The organism is Litoreibacter halocynthiae, assembly GCF_004365635.1.
Lineage (GTDB): Bacteria > Pseudomonadota > Alphaproteobacteria > Rhodobacterales > Rhodobacteraceae > Litoreibacter > Litoreibacter halocynthiae.
In genome coordinates, this window is the sequence record NZ_SOBH01000004.1 from 119,046 (window position 1) to 136,486 (window position 17,441).

Annotated in this window: 20 protein-coding genes; 10 read left to right on the top strand and 10 right to left on the bottom strand. The window is 55.7% G+C overall.

All coding sequences use genetic code 11. The features are described from left to right. Positions 1 to 18 precede the first annotated feature (18 nt). From BDE40_RS15900 to BDE40_RS15915, 4 genes are all read right to left on the bottom strand, one after another. On the bottom strand, positions 19 to 1,206 hold the full coding sequence (locus tag BDE40_RS15900) for a TIGR03862 family flavoprotein (protein WP_134016210.1): 1,188 nt from the start codon (positions 1,204 to 1,206) through the stop codon (positions 19 to 21). After that, complete coding sequence (locus tag BDE40_RS15905; RefSeq protein WP_073145572.1) at positions 1,203 to 2,513, bottom strand: mechanosensitive ion channel family protein; 1,311 nt, start codon at positions 2,511 to 2,513, stop codon at positions 1,203 to 1,205. The genes BDE40_RS15900 and BDE40_RS15905 overlap by 4 nt, the downstream gene beginning before the upstream one ends. A gap of 101 nt (positions 2,514 to 2,614) precedes the next feature. Next, complete coding sequence (locus tag BDE40_RS15910; protein WP_134016212.1) at positions 2,615 to 3,226, bottom strand: enoyl-CoA hydratase/isomerase family protein; 612 nt, start codon at positions 3,224 to 3,226, stop codon at positions 2,615 to 2,617. After that, complete coding sequence (locus BDE40_RS15915) at positions 3,223 to 3,978, bottom strand: SDR family oxidoreductase (RefSeq protein WP_134016214.1); 756 nt, start codon at positions 3,976 to 3,978, stop codon at positions 3,223 to 3,225. Before BDE40_RS15915 ends, BDE40_RS15910 begins: the two co-directional genes overlap by 4 nt. A gap of 129 nt (positions 3,979 to 4,107) precedes the next feature. Between BDE40_RS15915 and BDE40_RS15920 the strand changes: the two genes are divergently transcribed. The 5 genes from BDE40_RS15920 (at position 4,108) to lpxK (ending at position 8,837) form a co-directional block, all read left to right on the top strand. Beyond that, positions 4,108 to 5,454 carry a TldD/PmbA family protein gene (locus BDE40_RS15920; protein WP_134016216.1) on the top strand — a complete coding sequence of 449 codons (1,347 nt, stop codon included), beginning with the start codon at positions 4,108 to 4,110 and terminating at the stop codon, positions 5,452 to 5,454. Further along, the gene (locus BDE40_RS15925; protein WP_134016218.1) at positions 5,441 to 6,232 is read left to right on the top strand and encodes a 3'(2'),5'-bisphosphate nucleotidase CysQ; all 792 of its coding nucleotides are present in this window, start codon (positions 5,441 to 5,443) and stop codon (positions 6,230 to 6,232) included. The genes BDE40_RS15920 and BDE40_RS15925 overlap by 14 nt, the downstream gene beginning before the upstream one ends. A gap of 68 nt (positions 6,233 to 6,300) precedes the next feature. Beyond that, positions 6,301 to 6,546 (top strand): DUF4170 domain-containing protein, encoded by a 246-nt coding sequence (locus BDE40_RS15930; RefSeq protein WP_134016220.1) that lies wholly within the window; start codon positions 6,301 to 6,303, stop codon positions 6,544 to 6,546. Positions 6,547 to 6,567: 21 nt separating this feature from the next. Next, the gene (locus tag BDE40_RS15935) at positions 6,568 to 7,860 is read left to right on the top strand and encodes a 3-deoxy-D-manno-octulosonic acid transferase (RefSeq protein ID WP_134016222.1); all 1,293 of its coding nucleotides are present in this window, start codon (positions 6,568 to 6,570) and stop codon (positions 7,858 to 7,860) included. Continuing rightward, positions 7,860 to 8,837: a tetraacyldisaccharide 4'-kinase gene (lpxK, locus tag BDE40_RS15940; RefSeq protein ID WP_134016224.1), complete on the top strand. Its 978-nt coding sequence runs from the start codon at positions 7,860 to 7,862 to the stop codon at positions 8,835 to 8,837. The genes BDE40_RS15935 and lpxK overlap by 1 nt, the downstream gene beginning before the upstream one ends. A 2-nt stretch (positions 8,838 to 8,839) precedes the next feature. On the opposite strand, the gene BDE40_RS15945 is transcribed toward lpxK, so the two are convergent. Further along, the gene (locus BDE40_RS15945; RefSeq protein WP_134016226.1) at positions 8,840 to 9,493 is read right to left on the bottom strand and encodes a DsbA family protein; all 654 of its coding nucleotides are present in this window, start codon (positions 9,491 to 9,493) and stop codon (positions 8,840 to 8,842) included. A gap of 16 nt (positions 9,494 to 9,509) precedes the next feature. Next, positions 9,510 to 10,064 (bottom strand): DUF721 domain-containing protein, encoded by a 555-nt coding sequence (locus BDE40_RS15950; protein ID WP_425462405.1) that lies wholly within the window; start codon positions 10,062 to 10,064, stop codon positions 9,510 to 9,512. 83 nt (positions 10,065 to 10,147) lie between these two features. On the opposite strand from BDE40_RS15950, the gene mutY reads away from it, so the two are divergent. The 3 genes from mutY to BDE40_RS15965 all read left to right on the top strand — a co-directional run bounded on the left by mutY (position 10,148) and on the right by BDE40_RS15965 (position 12,721). Next, complete coding sequence (mutY, locus tag BDE40_RS15955) at positions 10,148 to 11,200, top strand: A/G-specific adenine glycosylase (protein WP_134016228.1); 1,053 nt, start codon at positions 10,148 to 10,150, stop codon at positions 11,198 to 11,200. Between the two features lie 59 nt (positions 11,201 to 11,259). Beyond that, entirely contained in the window at positions 11,260 to 12,399 is a 1,140-nt protein-coding gene (locus BDE40_RS15960; RefSeq protein ID WP_134016230.1) for an alkane 1-monooxygenase, read from the top strand. Positions 12,400 to 12,466: 67 nt separating this feature from the next. Further along, positions 12,467 to 12,721: a hypothetical protein gene (locus tag BDE40_RS15965; RefSeq protein ID WP_134016232.1), complete on the top strand. Its 255-nt coding sequence runs from the start codon at positions 12,467 to 12,469 to the stop codon at positions 12,719 to 12,721. Between the two features lies 1 nt (position 12,722). Here BDE40_RS15965 and BDE40_RS15970 read toward each other — a convergent pair whose 3' ends face one another. The 4 genes from BDE40_RS15970 to BDE40_RS15985 form a co-directional block, all read right to left on the bottom strand. Next, positions 12,723 to 13,772: a class I SAM-dependent methyltransferase gene (locus BDE40_RS15970; protein WP_134016234.1), complete on the bottom strand. Its 1,050-nt coding sequence runs from the start codon at positions 13,770 to 13,772 to the stop codon at positions 12,723 to 12,725. A 186-nt stretch (positions 13,773 to 13,958) separates the two neighbouring features. Then, positions 13,959 to 15,059, bottom strand: a complete 1,101-nt coding sequence (locus tag BDE40_RS15975) for a site-specific DNA-methyltransferase (RefSeq protein WP_073145537.1) — start codon at positions 15,057 to 15,059, stop codon at positions 13,959 to 13,961. Positions 15,060 to 15,167: 108 nt separating this feature from the next. Next, complete coding sequence (gene rnhB / locus BDE40_RS15980) at positions 15,168 to 15,782, bottom strand: ribonuclease HII (protein ID WP_134016236.1); 615 nt, start codon at positions 15,780 to 15,782, stop codon at positions 15,168 to 15,170. A gap of 102 nt (positions 15,783 to 15,884) precedes the next feature. Then, positions 15,885 to 16,301, bottom strand: a complete 417-nt coding sequence (locus BDE40_RS15985) for a hypothetical protein (RefSeq protein WP_134016238.1) — start codon at positions 16,299 to 16,301, stop codon at positions 15,885 to 15,887. Positions 16,302 to 16,461: 160 nt separating this feature from the next. Between BDE40_RS15985 and BDE40_RS15990 the strand changes: the two genes are divergently transcribed. Further along, positions 16,462 to 16,758: a hypothetical protein gene (locus tag BDE40_RS15990; RefSeq protein ID WP_134016240.1), complete on the top strand. Its 297-nt coding sequence runs from the start codon at positions 16,462 to 16,464 to the stop codon at positions 16,756 to 16,758. A gap of 34 nt (positions 16,759 to 16,792) precedes the next feature. Further along, the gene (locus tag BDE40_RS15995; RefSeq protein ID WP_425462406.1) at positions 16,793 to 17,431 is read left to right on the top strand and encodes a winged helix-turn-helix domain-containing protein; all 639 of its coding nucleotides are present in this window, start codon (positions 16,793 to 16,795) and stop codon (positions 17,429 to 17,431) included. Positions 17,432 to 17,441 lie beyond the last annotated feature (10 nt).

The window sequence follows — 17,441 nt, forward strand, 5'->3', positions numbered from 1 at the left end:
CGTGCTTTTGATCTAGTGCTAAGATTTATTGTTTGCAGACGGGCGCGACGCATAGTCGGCGGCGGCCATACCCGCCCAACGTCCTGTCGCCAGACATCCGGTGAGAAGGTAGCCACCGGTTGGCGCTTCCCAATCCAGCATTTCACCAGCGGCAAAAACGCCCGGACGTGCGCGCAACATAAGTTTTCTGTCGAGAGTCTCCTCAGCCAACCCGCCAGCAGTCGAAATTGCCTCATCCATTGGCCGCGGCCCGTTGTGACGGACGCGGAGTGCTTTGATGACGGCGGATAATTCGATGGGATCATCAGGCAGGGGCCGCGCAAATTCTTGCAACAGGGCAAGTTTCACGGGCTCCAGCTTCAAATTTTTGCGCATGTGATTAGACCAGCTGTCTTTGCCGCGCCTGCGTTTTAGTCGCTTGCCGACTTCCTCTAGGGACAGATCAGGCAGCAGATCTATCGTCAAAGCCGCGCCGTCGCGCACCGCCGCCGAAACGGCATAAATGCCACCACCTTCGAGTCCCTTCGCAGATATGACTGCTTCGCCCCGTATTGTCGGGCCACCTACCCCGAACGCGACGTTCTTCAACGGCGACCCAAGATGGTCATTCATGTGCGATGACCATTCCACCACAAAGCCCATGTTGGCGGGCTTGAATGGATTTAGATCAGACACCTCGAACTGCTTCGCCCACGCCCCGTCCGAACCCAATTTCCGCCAAGATGCCCCGCCCATCGCTAAAACAGTGACTGATGGTGCAAGTTCAACTGGACCGTCGGGAGTTTGGAAAAGGCAAGCGTCACCATTCCACCCGGCCCACTGCCAACGAGTCTTTATCGTCACGTCTTTATTGACCAAACGGCCGAGCCATGCCCGCAACAAAGGGGAGGCTTTCATTGCCTTGGGAAATACTCTCCCAGTTGATCCGGTAAATATCTGTTGGTCCAAATCTTCCGCCCAAGCCATGACTTCGACGGGGCCGAATTCCCTAAGTGCAGGTAGAAGCCAGTCAGCTTTAAAGGCCTTGAAGAAGATATCATCGGGTTCATCCTTTGTAAGGTTTAGACCTGATTTCCCCGCCATCAGAAACTTGCGCCCCACGGAGGGTTTTTGCTCCGCAATGGTGACCGAGTGCCCCGCATCCGCCAGCATCTCTGCCGCCATCAGACCAGCCGGTCCAGCCCCGATAACGAGAGCCTCGCTCACTTGGGCATCTCGCCTTTGAACTCGATAACACGGTGCGGATACGGAATTTGAATGCCGTTGTCTTTCAGCGCGTTCCAGATGAGGAACAACACATCAGACGTATATTTGTGCCGCCCGTCGTCAATGCCGTTCACCCAGAACTCCACCGAGAAATCTATTCCGCTATCACCAAAGCCACGAAGCTCACAGTCGGCAGGATATGGTTCCGCAAGCACATCGGGATGACCCTGCACGGCAGCCTCTACAATCGCCGGGACTGTGTTGATGTCGGTATCGTAGGACACCGAGAACTCGGCCTCGTATCTGTTTGCAGAACCTTGATCGGAGTAGTTGATCACGCGGGTTACGATGAAGTCCTCGTTCGGAACAACAATCCATCGCCCGTCATAGGTTTCCAGAATAATCGCGCGCGCAGTCATCTTGACGATTGTGCCAGCCTCACCGCCATCAAGCTCGACAAAGTCGCCAACAGTCGCCTGACCTTCCAGCAACAAGATGACACCGGATATGAAGTTGGAGGCGATCTTTTGAAGGCCGAAACCAAGACCAACACCAATGGCACCACCCAACACGGCGAGGCTGCCAAGGCTGATCCCCATAATGTTCATCAAGAGCAGGAACGCGGCGCCAAAAATTATGATCTCGACAGTTTTTACCGCCAGTTGGCGGGTCGCCGGTCGCAGCTCTTTTTGCTTGCTAATCATCGCGGCGCTTTGATCGTTCGACCAGCGCCCCAGCCAGAATAGCAACGAGCCTGCGATCAATCCTCGCACCAGCGACATCAGCGAGAATGAGATATTCCCAAGACCAACCCGAAACTCGGACAACGCTGTGGTTGCCGTGTCCAGAAGATCAACAGCGTAAAGCGCTGCTACGGGGATAAGAATAAACTTGCCAAGCAGTTTCAGGAACGGGTCGGATATAATGCGGTGGACAAGCCTACGCGCTGCGAGAAACAGGAAAACCCGTTTGCCGAAGGCGATCACTGCTCCGCTGTCGAAGAGTGAACGCACGACTTGTTCACCGACCGCCGTGAACGCATAGGCTAGCAGCGGGAGCATCAGTGGTAAGAAACGAAGAACGAAGCGGCGTGCGGTGGCGATGAGTCCGTCGGCGTCCTCTGCCGGGGTAAGTAAACCCCGAAGCGCATTGTTGATGCGTCGGCTTAGAAGCCACGCCAATCCAAAAGCGACTACCAATAAGGCAAACTGAGACCAGGCCGCAGGGCTTGTCAGCCAGCTAAGCGCCAGTTCCCAGCCTTGCTCGCCATAGCCCAACATTTTCTGAACAAACGGATTGCTTTCCATCGCATGCGCCTTTGGTCGTTCCGGAGTGTTTGATAACCTCTAGTCCGTCACCGAAAGCAAAGAAAGCCCTATGGGGCGGGCGCTTCACTGAATGAAGCCCCTTAGCCAAGCATCGCCTTGATCGCAGCCGCATGTTCTGGCGTGGCTACAACCACATCTTCCGCCAATGACTTGGCAGCGTCGAGCAAATCGCCGGATTCCACGATCCGGTCCACCAAGCCCCACTGGAGGGCTTCCGTCGCCTCGACTTTCTGCCCTGCCACCAGGATCATCTTGGCCCTTGCGGGGCCGACCAGTGCGACCAAGCGTGCGGGGTCTGAGGGTTGCGGAAGGAACCCGAGCCTCATCACCGGATAGAAGAACTTCGCAGTCGGCACGCAAATACGCAGATCGCAGGCAAGCGCCATTCCCATGGCCCCGCCCGCTAAGGTACCATTTAAGGCGGCGATGCTCAGACCCGGGAAATCCGCTATGGCCTTTGATAAGCGTTCCCAAATCGGATCGGTGGCCAACCCCGCCTTTGCCGCCTCCATATCCGCGCCTGCGCTGAAAACCTTGCCTTCACCGGTCAAAATTATGGCCTGCACCTCACCCGCCGCAGACTCTACAGCAATTGCCAAGTCTCTCAGCATGCGGCGTGTCAGCGAGTTTGCCTTCTCGGGTCGGTTGATCTTGATGACCCAAATGGCGTCGCCCTTGCTCACCTCAATCATTCTCCAAGGCCCACCCGCCGACGAACATCTTCGTCACGCAGCGAGACTTCTTCACCCAAGAACGCGTCCGCATCCGCGCCACACATCCACAGCAACGCCTTGGCGGGCCATTCAGCCGGAATATGCACCGAAGGGTCTAACTCACTTACTGGATTGATGCCGCTAGCCTTGATTTTCACCTGCATTTCAGTCGCGACCGTGCCCGGCGAAAGCCCCATAACGCGGATACCCGCATCGCCATGCTCTTTATGAATACAGCGTGTCAACATGGCGGCACCGGCTTTTGATGAACAATAGGCACTCCAACCCTCCATCGGGCCATGCGCCGCGCCGGAGCTGATGTTTAGTATCGTTCCCGAACCTTGGGATAGCATCGTCGGCAATGTTGATCTCACGCCATAGTAGACACCTTTGAGATTCACATCGATCAATTTGGCCCATTCCTTAGGGTCGCTGTTTTCCAATCGCGAGATGGGGTCGATTAGGCCGGCATTGTTCACCAATATGTCGATGCGGCCGGTTTGCTCCATGGCAACCGTCACGGCCTTGGACCAATCGTCGTAGTTGGCTACATCTGCGGGACAAACAATCGCCTGCGCTCCGATCTCAGCCGCCAGCACTTCCAAATCACGCGTGCTTCTTGCGAGCAGTACAACATGCGCGCCAGCGGCAGCCATTATGCGTGCGGTATCTGCCCCGATGCCTCTGCTAGCGCCGGTGATAAGCGCTGTTTTTCCCGTAAGATCAACCATGGAACTCTCCAAAAAACTTACGCTATCTGACCCACCCGACGACGAAGTTGCAAGCAATCCTTGCCATGGCGCCTTGCAAGCCTCCGCTCACAAGACTACGTCCACGTGTAGATTTATCGGAGCTCTCCCATGTCCCAAGACCTGTCTGCCCTGACCGACCGCATGCTGCTTGCCGCCCGAAAGGCTGGTGCCGATAGCGCGGACGCGATGGCCGTTGACGGGACTTCCGTGTCCATTGATGTGCTTGGCGGGAAGCTGGAGCATGCCGAACGATCCGAGGGCATAGATATCGGTCTGCGCGTGATGATCGGCCAGAGACAGGCCGTTGTTTCGTCCTCATTATTCGACGATGCGACTTTAAGCACGATGGCGGAGCGCGCCGTTGCTATGGCGAAAGAAGCACCGGAGGATCCTTATATCGGCCTCGCTGACCCATCGCAGTTTGCCAAGGATTGGGATGTCGATGCGCTAGAGCTTTTTGATCCAACAGCCGAACCCAAAGCGGCGGATTTGGAAGAGAACGCCAAGCGTGCGGAAGCCTCCGCCTTGGCACAGGATGGTATTAATCAGGTTCAGTCCGCCTCTGCCGGTTATGGTCGTCGGCGCATTCACCTTGCAACGTCCAACGGCTTTTCGGGTGGATACCGCAGATCAAGTCGCAGTCTTTCTTGTGTGGCCATTGCGGGCGAAGGAAGCGCGATGGAGCGCGACTATTATGGCGAAAGCCGGATTTTCCAGAACGAGCTGCCCAGTGCTGATGATGTCGGACGCATAGCAGCGGAGCGCACAATTGCCCGCACCGGTGCCCGCCGCCCAAAAACTGGATCATACCCCGTGATTTTTGACGAGCGTATTGCATCCTCGCTAATCGGCCATCTTCTTGTCGCGTCAAACGGATCAATGATCTCGCGAGGTTCCTCTTGGTTAATGGGGAAACTGGGCGAGCAGATTTTGCCTTCGGGCCTTGCGATCACCGAGAACCCCCACCGCCCTCGCATTTCCGGCTCGAAGCCGTTTGACGGTGAAGGGCTTCCTACAGCACCGCGTGACATCGTGCGGAACGGGGTTTTGCAAAGCTGGACACTGGACCTTGCCAATGCCCGCAAGCTGGGCTTGGAAAGCACCGCGTCCGCATCTCGCGGAACCTCTGGGCCGCCCGGCCCATCAGTGTCCAATATCGCGCTCACGCAAGGGGATCGCAGCCTGCAAGACTTGATGAAAGAAATGGGAACCGGGCTTTGGATTACTTCGATGATCGGATCGACGATTAATCCAAACACAGGTGACTATTCACGCGGCGCATCAGGTATCTGGGTTGAAAATGGCGAGCCTCAATATGCAATCAACGAATGCACTGTCGCAGGAAATTTGCTAGACATGTTGCCACGGATTCAACCGGCCAACGATGCCCGAACTTACCTGTCGCGCGTAGTTCCCAGCCTTCTTGTTGAAGGGCTAACCCTTGCCGGCGACTGATGACCTTAAATTATTGATCGATGCTGCGCAGGCCAGCGGAGATATCGCGCGCAAGTACTTCAACGCGTCACCCGAGGTGTGGGATAAGGCAGGTAATGCTGGACCCGTAACCGAGGCCGATCTGGCTATCGACGATATGCTGAGAACCGATCTGTTGGCCGCCCGCGCGACCTACGGATGGCTGTCCGAAGAAACCGAGGATGACAGCGCCAGACTGTCTCGCGACCGCGTGTTTATCGTTGATCCAATTGATGGCACTCGTGCGTTTATTGCTGGGGAACGTCATTTTTCCCACTCTCTTGCGATCGCGGAAAATGGCAGGATCACCACCGCGGTGGTTTATGTCCCGATGATGGATTTGCTGTTCGCAGCCACAGAGTCCGGCCACGCGACCCTAAATGGCGAGGATATCGTCACTTCATCTCGACCTGATCTAGATGGAGCGACGGTCCTGGCGACCAAGCCAAACATGCGGCCTGAGCACTGGATTGGTGACGTTCCACCGGTCCAGCGCAAGTTTCGCCCGTCTTTGGCCTATCGCCTCTGCTTGGTAGCGCAAGGGCGCTACGACGCAATGCTCACGCTGCGCGATTGCTGGGAATGGGACATCGCTGCGGGTGACCTGATCGTGCGGCAGGCAGGTGGAACCGTGACCGACCGCCATGACAGCCCGCTGGCCTTTAACAACCCGCATCCGAAGACCAAAGGCTGCCATGCAGCTGGCCCAATACTGCATAAAGCCTTGCAGGCCCGCATTCGTCAGCCAGAGCCTCAATAAGCCCCTGTTGCTACCCAGAGCCATCGCCTATTGTCGCCGCAATTCGAAGTAACACCGGAGCTACCCTCATGACCCAGCGCCTTCACCTTGTTTTCGGCGGCGAGCTTGTCGACCCGACAAAGAACGCCTTCAAAGACGTCAACGACATCCACATCGTCGGAATGTATCCGGACTACGCCACTGCCTATGACGCATGGAAGTCTGAAGCGCAAAAGACAGTCGATAACGCGCACATGCGCTATTTCATCGCGCATATCCACCGCCTGCGCGACGAAAAAACCGAAGCATCACCGACAGAAGAGCTCGGTAGCTAACTCGACCATACAGGCCCCGCGATGGCGTTTTCACCAATGCTGGCACTTTATCTGACGGCGTCTCGCTGGATGGTTCCGCTTGCTAATCGCAAGCTGGCCTCCCGCTTGGCCGATGGAAAAGAAGACCCCGATCGTATCGACGAGCGTCGAGGCATCGCCTCGCAGCCGCGCCCGCGCGGCGAGCTAATCTGGTTTCATGCCGCTTCGGTCGGGGAGTCCCTCTCGTTGCTGGACCTTATCGAGTCCTTGATCGACGAAAGACCCGACTTGAATGTGCTTATCACCACAGGCACCCGTAGTTCAGCCGATTTGCTCGAGTCGCGACTTCCCGACCAGACCATTCACCAGTTTGTGCCACTGGACGCGCGGCCATTCGTTCAATCCTTTCTTGATCACTGGAAGCCGGACGTCGCTGTTTGGACAGAAAGCGAGCTATGGCCCGCGCTAATATACGAAACGAGCGCGCGTGGGATTGCGATGATTTCACTCAACACCCGCATGTCGCACGATTCCTACAAAAAGTGGCTTTGGCTGCGTGGTACCGCCGGTGCACTACTTGGCAGGTTCGACCTGTTTCTTACTCAAGACAGGGTCACTGCCAAACACCTTCTGCGCCTCGGAGCCCTGTCCAGTAAGGTGCGCATCAATGGCTCCCTCAAGGAGAGCAGCGGTGCCTTGCCGCATGACGAAAAAGAACGCGAGAAAATATCTACGGCGCTTGAAACCCGCCCAGTTTGGCTCGCGGCGTCCACCCATCCGGGGGAGGATGAAATTGCCGCCGAAGCACAACGCCTCGCCCGTCGCGCCGCCCCGCGATTGCTGTTGATCATCGCTCCGCGACACCCCGAACGCGGTCCGGCGATTGCCGAGATGTTGCGCAAATCCGGCTGGCGGGTTGCGTTGCGGTCGGAAGGCACAGAACCCGATGCCGTGATGGACATCTACATAGCCGATACCCTGGGCGAGATGGGGCTTTGGTATCGCATCGCTCCCCTGAATTTTCTTGGTGGGTCGCTTGCAGAAATCGGCGGCCACAATCCGTATGAACCTGCTGCACTTGGCTCCGCCATTCTGCATGGCCCGCATGTGGCAAACGCTAAAGACGTGTATGACCGCCTCGATGAGGCAGGAGGCGCGCGTTTGGTCACGGATGCGCCCAGCTTGGGTCAGGCCGTAGTTGAACTACTTGAACCTCATCGATCTGCGGCGATGGCTCACGCCGCATGGGAGATCAGCAGCCAAGGTGCGCAAGCTGCTGAGGCGGCATTTGTTGAAATAATCGCCGCGCTCGATCGCAAAGTGGAGGGAGCCTGATGCAGCCACCCCGCTTCTGGTACCGTCCACCCGGCCTTAGATCGACGCTGCTATCCCCCCTTGGCACAATTTACGCGGCGGGTACGGCACGACGCCTGGCAAAAGGAACCCCATTGAAGCTGGGTGTGCCGGTAATATGCGTCGGCAACATTAACGCAGGTGGGACGGGAAAGACGCCCACCGTGATTGCGCTGGCACAGCGACTGCAAGAGATGGGGCACACCCCGCATATTGTGTCGCGCGGGTATGGCGGGTCAGTGACGTCAGCAGTGCAGGTCAACGAACGCACCCACCGCGCGGCAGATGTCGGGGACGAGCCATTGTTGCTTGCGGCTTTTGCACCAACATGGGTTTCGCCGGATCGCAGCCAAGGTGCGAAGCTGGCCGTTCAAAGTGGCGCGGATGCTATTATTCTGGACGACGGGTTCCAAAATCCTGCGTTGCACAAAGACCTGGCGATTGTCGTGGTGGATGCGTCTCGCGGGTTTGGCAACGGGAAGGTTCTGCCTGCAGGGCCATTGAGGGAGCCAATTGAGACGGGGCTTTCGCGCGCTGACTTGCTGCTGAGTATTGGGCCAAAGAAAGCCCAAAGTCACTTCGTGCAAACTTGGGGTCGTCCTCCCTGCCCGCATTTACAAGGACATCTGACGCCACTTCAAACCGGTATGGACTGGCAAGGCAGTCGTGTTCTTGCCTTCGCCGGTATTGGTCACCCGCAAAAGTTTTTTGCAACGGTTCAGGAGCTTGGGGCCGAACTTGTGAAATCCGAAGCACTTGAAGACCATCAGCCCTTGTCGCAGGCCTTGATGACGCGGCTTGAGAGCGAAGCGCGGCTTTTAGGTGCTCAACTGGTGACCACAGAAAAAGACGCAACCCGTTTGCCAGATGAATTCCGGGCAAAAGTTCTGGCGGTGCCTGTTCGGTTGGAAATCGAGGATTGGTCAGCGCTGGATACAGCACTGACCAGACTGTTCTAAGCTTAAAGCTCGGCGTCGAGGATCTTTTTCAGATCATCGTAGCTCATGTTTTCATGAAGCTTGCCATTGATCACCAAGGAAGGCGTGGACCGGATCCCGTCTGCCTCAGCGTTCTTCTGGTAAACAGCCGTCATGGCCGCTGCTTTGTCGCCATCGGTCATACATGCGTCAAGAGTTTCATCGTCCAAACCGGCTTGCTTGCCGAACTTGCGAAGATTGCCCGCGATTTGAGCAGGTTCACCCTGCGCCCATTCTCTTTGGTGTTCGAAAATCAGGTCGGTAATTCCGAAGTACCGCATTCCGCCACCACAGCGTGCAACCATGCCAGCCCATAGGCCGTAGCGATCAAAGTAGACTTCACGGAACACGAATTTCACTTTGCCAGTATCTACATAGTCCTTCTTCAACTGCTTGAAGACATTCTGGTGGAAGGTCGCGCAATGCGGGCAGGTGAAAGACGCGTACTCGATCAAGGTAATTGGCGCATCTGCGTCACCAATTGCCATTTCCTTGACGCTTGACGTGTCGATATCGCTGGCATCAGCCGTTTGTGCGTTCAGTGGCGTAACCGGCTCCGGGGAATTGCCCGTCAGCACGAATGCGCCCAGACCGATAGCAAGGACGCCTATAATGGCGATCAGGATATTGCGGTTCATCTGCTTGTATTCCTTCTCAGGTGTTCGATTTACGGGCCATAACATTTTGGCCAAGTTGTTCCAATGCGCGGCGCAAGCCATCGCTTTCTACATTGCTAGCTAGTTCTTTGCTGGCAGAAATCACATGCTGTGGTGGGGGCGCCTTTTGCTTGGACGCCGCTGTGAACGACATTTGCCCCTCGCTAAACCCGACGGGCGCGGTCTGGGTAATTCGGACGCGGCTAATCGCCGAGTAGCCATAACACGCATTCACCTTCTCACGAATTTGCGGAAGCATCTGTTGCACCAACAGGGCGCTAGACCCCGAGCACAGGACGGTCAAAGTGGCCCCGAACCCTTCGCGTCCATAGCCTACGTCAACTGGGTGGGCCATTTTGGCGGTATCATCACCGACAATCTCGTTCCAGTGAGTCAGCAAGCGCATGACTGCAAATCCACGTTTTTCACCCGCCTGACGGATTTGTCCGTCAAGGAAGCCAGACATCGCCGAAAATCCCTTGGAGCCGCGCCGACGGTAGGTCGGGCGATCCTTGGCAGTGGACGCGGAATATGGTGCCTGCTTGCGAGTCACGGTTTTTGCCTTAGGTTGCACCGATAACTTAACGCCTCGCCGCCGTGGTGTCAGACAAAAGCGACCTGAGAAGGACATAAACTTTGCGTGAACCTGTCACTTCCGGCTCACTTCTTGCGTGGTACGACCAGCACGCCCGCGACATGCCGTGGCGCGTTGCGCCTCATGATCGCGCGCGCGGCGTCATGCCTGATCCCTATCGCATTTGGCTTAGCGAAGTGATGTTACAGCAAACGACTGTCGCAGCCGTAAAGGACTATTTCGTCAAGTTCACCAATCTTTGGCCGACGGTCGATGATCTTGCTGCCGCCGACGACCCGGAGGTGATGGCCGCATGGGCAGGCCTTGGCTACTACGCACGCGCCCGCAACCTGCTCAAATGCGCCCGGGTCGTAGCCACTGAGCATGGAGGGGTGTTTCCGAGTAGCCGCGAAAGCTTGCAGGCGCTTCCGGGGATTGGGCCGTACACCTCGGCTGCGATCGCATCGATTGCATTCGACCTTCCGGAAACCGTTTTGGACGGCAACGTGGAGCGCGTGATGGCGCGAATTCACGCAGTTGAAACGCCCCTACCGACCGCAAAACCGGAGTTGATGGATCTCGCACAGGCTCTAACACCGCGCGAACGGGCCGGAGACTACGCTCAATCGGTGATGGATTTAGGAGCGACGATCTGCACCCCCAAAAAACCCGCATGTGGAATTTGCCCGTGGCGCGACGGGTGTGAGGGGCGCGCAGCGGGCATTGCGCCAGAGCTTCCTCGAAAAATTGCCAAGAAGGCAAAGCCAACCCGCCGCGGCGTCGCTTATGTTCTGCGAAATTCCAAAGGGGACTGGCTGCTTGAGACGCGCCCGAACAAGGGTCTATTAGGCGGAATGTTGGGTTGGCCCGGGTCCGACTGGACTGAGGAGCCGATCCCTGCACCACCTATCCAAACCTCGTGGGAGCCTGCAGGTGTGGACGTCCGCCACACGTTTACCCACTTTCATCTGATCCTAAACGTAATGACCGCGCGGGCGGATACACCACCAGATAAGGGAGTGTTCATCCCACATCTTTCGTTCCGCCCGTCAGACCTTCCGACTGTTATGCGAAAGGTTTTTGACGTGGCAAAACATCGCTTTGAGCAGAATTGAGTGCCGCTGAATATCGCAGTACTGTTAGCCCGACCGACCCAGACCCGCAAAGGTGCACCATGACAACTCTGACCACGACCGAGGTCTCGAAATTCAGCGCGGCAGTGCCGTTCTGGCTTTCACTTCTCATGATCCCTTTGGGCCTGATTGGCGCATCGCAGGGCGGCTGGTGGCTGGTGCTGCTACCTATATACGGGTGGGGGATGTTTTCGATTTTGGATGCAATCATCGGCCTTAACCTCGACAATGCCGATCTGGACACGACCGAGGACGATCTGTTTTGGTATCGCGCAATCACCATGATGTGGTTTCCGCTGCAGTTCATTCTGATCTTTGGGATGATCGCCTACGCAACTCGTGCAGACCATCTATCCGGCGGTGAGCAGATCGCGCTTTTCTTCGGTGTTGGGATTATCTCCGGAACGATCGGCATCAACTACAGCCACGAGCTTATGCACCAGAAAAACAAGTTGGAGCGATGGCTGGGTGATCTTCTTTTGGCGTCGGTGCTTTATTCGCATTTCCGTTCGGAACACCTGCTAACCCATCATCGCTATGTGGCAACGCCCAAAGATCCGGTGACTGCCCGATATAACGAAGGTTTCCACCGGTTCTTTCCACGCGTTCTACGCCAAAGCATCAAGTCGGCATGGAGCGCGGAGAAAGCGATGCTCGCCCGCAAGAACCTACCTGCGACGGATTTCAGCAACCCATTCTATCGCTATGCCGCGTTGCAACTCGGGATGCTGATACTCGCATTTCTACTTGGTGGTTGGGCTGGTCTCGGGCTTTTCGTATTTCAGGCCTACGTTGCCATCTGGCAGTTGGAGTTGGTCAACTACATTGAACACTATGGGCTGACCCGAAAGCACTTGGGCGACGGCAAGTACGAGCATGTTCAGCCGCGTCATTCGTGGAACGCCGCGCATAAAGCGTCAAATTGGCTGCTCATCAACCTGCAGCGTCATTCCGACCACCACTACAAGCCTGACCGCCGCTTTCCGCTCTTACAGAACTACACCGAAGAAGACGCACCACAGCTGCCCTATGGATACCCCGTTATGACAATGGCCGCGATGGTCCCACCGATCTATCGCCGCATTATGAACCCGCGTGTCCGGAAATGGCGGGCGATGTATTACCCAGAGGTAACCGACTGGGGCCCTTACAAGGCCGCAACCAACCCTATGCCACGGTAGGCATAAGTATTTGTTTACCTTCTTGAGGTTAGCATTGACGAGCTGACCCCAAGAAAGGACTCACCTCGTGCACAACACATTGATCATCGCCGCAATATTGCTACTCGCGGGATGTATTCCACCGCCACAACCTGTTGTCTCTGATTTCAATGGGGACAGTGTAAAAATCCAAATTACGTCCTATGGTGACCCCGCCGACGCGAAAACCCTGTCGCAGGCCGAAGCTAACCGCATTTGCGCGAAGCGTGGACGTCGCGCAGAATATGCTTCCACCCGAACGCTGCCCGATTACACCTTGGAAAATCTGTATCTGTGTTTGTAGCTTACAGAGTGTAGCCATTCCGGCGCGACGCATCGACAACGGGCCGCCAATAGCCAAGTGCAGCATCAAACGAATTGCTGTGTTCGGGCGCGTCCGTCCCGATCATCTCTGCCCGCGCGCAAAGCTTTTCGGTTTGGGAGGGCGCAATTCCGGCCACATAAATTGACGGTGCAATTCTTGAACACCGCAGATCACCCTCTGCCGCCGAAAACGCCGCGTAAGGTGCGATCAATATGGTTCCTGGGCGGGCCTGCTCCAGAATCTGATCTTCCATTTCCCTCAGCCCATCAGGGTCTTTCAGCGGCTGATAGAAATAGATCACGTCATAGCTCGAATAGTCGAAAAACCGGCGCGCATCCGCCTCTATGATACACTCTGCGGGCGCGTTGATTTTTGCCATCGCGGCTGCCCCAACTTGCACTTGGGTCGGGTTGTTTTCTAGTCCGCTCGCATCCGGAAAATAGGGCAAAGCAGCCCAAATTTTAGTCCCACCACCACAGCCGACATCAAGGAAACGTGGTGGAGTAGTTCGCCCCTGAGCCAGACAGATGCGATATGCTGCATGCACGAGCGCCTCGAAATGTGTGGCCGGTAACGCGATATCGGGGTGAGCATCAGAAATCAGGTTCAACATCGCCTCGGCCGAAGGCAATGCCAGCGTGTGAAGGGCCGCATAGATATGATTCACATACCGATTATGCGCACCATCCATATATTCCGTCGGCTGCGGCATGAGGCGTTTGGCTTCTGGTGTAATCTGCCTGTTCACCATGTCTTCAATGCGCGGCCACAGACGTAATCGTGTATGGGCTGCGTTGTAGCCGACGCGCTGTTGAATTTCGGACCCTTTGGCATCGCGATACCTCGGGTCAGACAAGATAGAGCCGTGGTCTTGCAAAGCCGTGCGCAGTTTGACCCGATATCGGGAGATAGGGCGCCAAATTTTGGCAAACCCCGGAATGCTGCGTTCGGTGGGCGGAAGCGACAGAAATTCGGCCAGCTGTTTAGTCAGCTGAACCAATTCCGTTTCCATCTTTTCTAATTCGGACATCAAGAGCCGTTCTAACCAATAAACAAATTCAATTGCCGCTAGGTTAGCCATTACCTGCTGATGTGGCCAGTGCCACGAACCGTGAAACCGCGTGAAAAAAATGCCCCGCACCTTGGGTTAGGGCGGGGCAGTTATGTGCTGCGGTTAGGCCGCAGGCACAGGCGGTAACTTTGAATTTTGGTGTGCTTAGTTCATCTCCGCGCGGATTTGCTGGCGTAGCAAATCAATAGGAACCTTCTTGCCATCGCGTTTGAACGTCCAGTAGGTCCAACCATTGCAGCTTGGAGCACCTTCCAGCGCGGCGCCTACCTGATGGATCGAGCCTTTGACGTCGTCGCCAATCAATGTGCCATCGGCGCGGATTTTTGCTTTGTGACGCCCGTTCAGGCTCCAGAGCTCTTCACCAGGTGTCAGCATGCCGCGTTCAACCAGTTGGCCGAACGGAACGCGAGGCTCAGCGCGTTTGGATTGCGTAACTTCAAGAGATGTGCGGTCAAATTTGCGCACGTTCTTCAATCGCTTCTCGGCAACTTCACGATACGCGGCTTCACGCTCGATACCGATGAAATCACGACCAAGCTTCTTGGCAACAGCACCTGTTGTGCCTGTGCCAAAGAACGGGTCAAGAACCACGTCGCCCGGGTTGGTGGTCGCAACCAAGACGCGGTGAAGCAGGCTTTCAGGCTTTTGTGTCGGATGAGCTTTATCGCCAGCATCGTTCTTTAGGCGTTCGTGGCCGGTGCAGATTGGCAGGACCCAATCGGAGCGCATCTGCGTGCCTTCGTTGAGTGCCTTCAATGCCTCGTAGTTGAAAGTGTATTTGCTGCCTTCAGATTTTGAGGCCCAGATCAGCGTCTCGTGGGCGTTGGTCAACCGCTTACCGCGGAAGTTCGGCATCGGGTTCGACTTGCGCCACACCACGTCATTGAGCATCCAGAACCCTTGGTTCTGCAACTCGTGTCCGACACGGAAGATGTTGTGGTAAGATCCGATCACCCAGATCGCGCCATTTGGTTTTAGCAAACGCTTCGCGGCTTTTAGCCAGGCTTGGGTAAACTCGTCGTATTTCTTGAAGGATGAAAACTGGTCCCACGCGTCATCGACCGCATCAACCTTGGAGTTGTCAGGGCGATGCAAATCGCCGCGCAATTGAAGATTGTAAGGAGGGTCTGCAAAGATCAGGTCGATGGAGCCTTCTGGAAGGCTGTTCATCGCATCAATGCAATCACCGTCTAAAATCGTGTTCAGTGGCAATGCTTCATGCATCACCTTTGTCATTTTACCCATCGTCTGCCCCAAGCTGGTGCACGTTGTCGTGCTTGTTCGCTGTGTTGCCCTAAGGATGAGTCAAAGCTGATTCGCTGTCAAAATCTTTATATTTCAATGTGTTGAAAATTATAGATGACACAAGATATTGTGGACCGGTTTGAAGCTACGTCTATGATGTGGGGTCACACCAAGCTCAATTAGGGCAGAAATGTGGCCCTTGGTCGGGTAACCGGCATTTTTGTCCCATCCGTAGCCGGGGTATTGTTGCGCAAGTGCATCCATGTGTCTGTCGCGCGTCACTTTGGCCAATATTGAAGCCGCGGCGATTGACTGTGACTTGCCGTCGCCTTTCACGATCGCGGTCGCTGGTGTGACCATGTCGCGGGGGATTTTGTTGCCATCGACCAGAACATGATCAACCGCACCCAACCCCTCAACCGCGCGACACATCGCCAGATGCGAGGCGTGGTAAATATTCAGCTCGTCAATCTCCTCAACGGATGCCTCGGCGACACAGAATCGTGCGCAGGACTTGATGACGTCAAACAGCACATCGCGTTTCTTGGCGCTGATCTTCTTTGAATCGTTCAAGCCTTCGGGAATGTTGCTTGGGTCCAGAATGACCGCAGCTGCAACCACGGGGCCAGCCAGTGGACCACGGCCGACCTCATCGGTGCCTGCGATGGTCACAACTCCGCGGGCAATCAATGCCTGCTCATATGAAAAATCTGGCCCCAACATCCAAACAGCAAGAACCGGATTCGAGACCAAGCGCAACCATCTAGCCAAACGCAAAAGAGCGGACCTTACGGCCCGCCCTTCCTGCTCGATTATCTGAGTTGATTATGCCCTCCAGCCATTTTTGCGCAGGCAGTTCGGCGTGTAGAATCGACGTACACCATTCCGTGTTTCGATCTTCCGCTTGCAGTTTCGCGGCAAAGCGTGGCGGGCGTTGTTCTTCATACAGCGAGCGCCATAGACTTCGCGTTTGCCGCGATGGGTCCATTGTTCACGCAAGCACCGACGCGGGGCGACCTTTTTGACATGGCGCGGACGGTTTGGCTTCACGTGGCGTGGGCGATGCTGGTTTTGCGTGACAACCTGACGGTCATCTTTCTTTGCAGCGTTTGCCAGAATTCCAAGCAGCGCCAAACCTGCTATGATTTTGACAACATCTTCATCTGCCCTGGCAGGCGCGGTCGTCATGGCGCTAAATCCAAGTGAGAGGCTCAATAGAGCAGCAATAAATTGGCGAGTCATGGTCTTTCCTTTCATAGGGCCCGTGTTGGCAGGCTTTTGATGGGTCGACCTTGGCCGCTGATGGCAGCGTCGCTCAATGACAGCGCGCAGTTATCGGATAACGCGTGCAAAAACACGGCTTGATATTGAATAACGGGACGGCGCGGATCATGGTCGCCTCATGAAACACCGCATTCTCATATCGGCTCTCGCCCTTGGACTGTCCGCCCTCGCATTCCCAGCCAATGCTGCGTGCTATGCTGACTACAAGGCCAAGAAAGATAATCCGCTGAAGTTGCACTATGGCGTGATGAAGCTTCCAAACTCGGCCTGCAACTCGCCCAAAGCAGCTGCAAGCGCTATCGCACCACGCTTGGCAGCTGCTGGCTGGACCTTACTCAATATTGTATCATTGTTTGACGAAGGTGGCTTGAACGGGAGGAAAGAAAATGCCGGACCATATTTCCTCAGCTTCTAAAGCCCCTTCCCCAACTCAAGTTATTGTAATTGGCATGGCTGTGATCGTCGGCATTCTGGTCGTCGCCGCACTCGTGTTGTTTCTGAACTTGCCTGATGCCAACGCCTTCAACATTCGGGTCGAACGCATCTTCATCGAAAATGATGCTCTGACCCAAGGTGGCGAGATCCGGCTTTTGGAAATTCTTGCGCAATCAGGAACTGCATTTTCCGACACGCTGGCCTCCTATCGCTTCATCATTTTCGTGTTGCTTGTCTTCGCGACTGCGCTGCTTATCGCTGCACTGGTATCGATCGTTTTCCTCGTCACTCTCGCGCGCCGTCTGGCCGAAATCGAGAAGAGCGGAATTCAAGTCAGTTCACTGGTCGTAAGCCGCGGCGAACGAATTGTGCAAATCAATGACATGGAGTTCAAACTTACCGAGGCCGCATTGGAAACGCTTTCGGTGTTGGCAGAGGCACGGCTTGACGACGATATTCTGTCCGGATTGGAAATTGAGTCGATGATTTCAGGTAAACCTGAAGTCGATTGCGACGAAGCCTCTGGCGCGACGCGTATCAAGCGGCTGCGTGACCACTTGGGCAATCAGATGATGAGCGAGTTGTTGATCAAGAACATTGCGCGCAAGGGATATGTTCTGGCTGTGGAACCAGGTGCAATCAAGATGATCTGATCTACGGCGG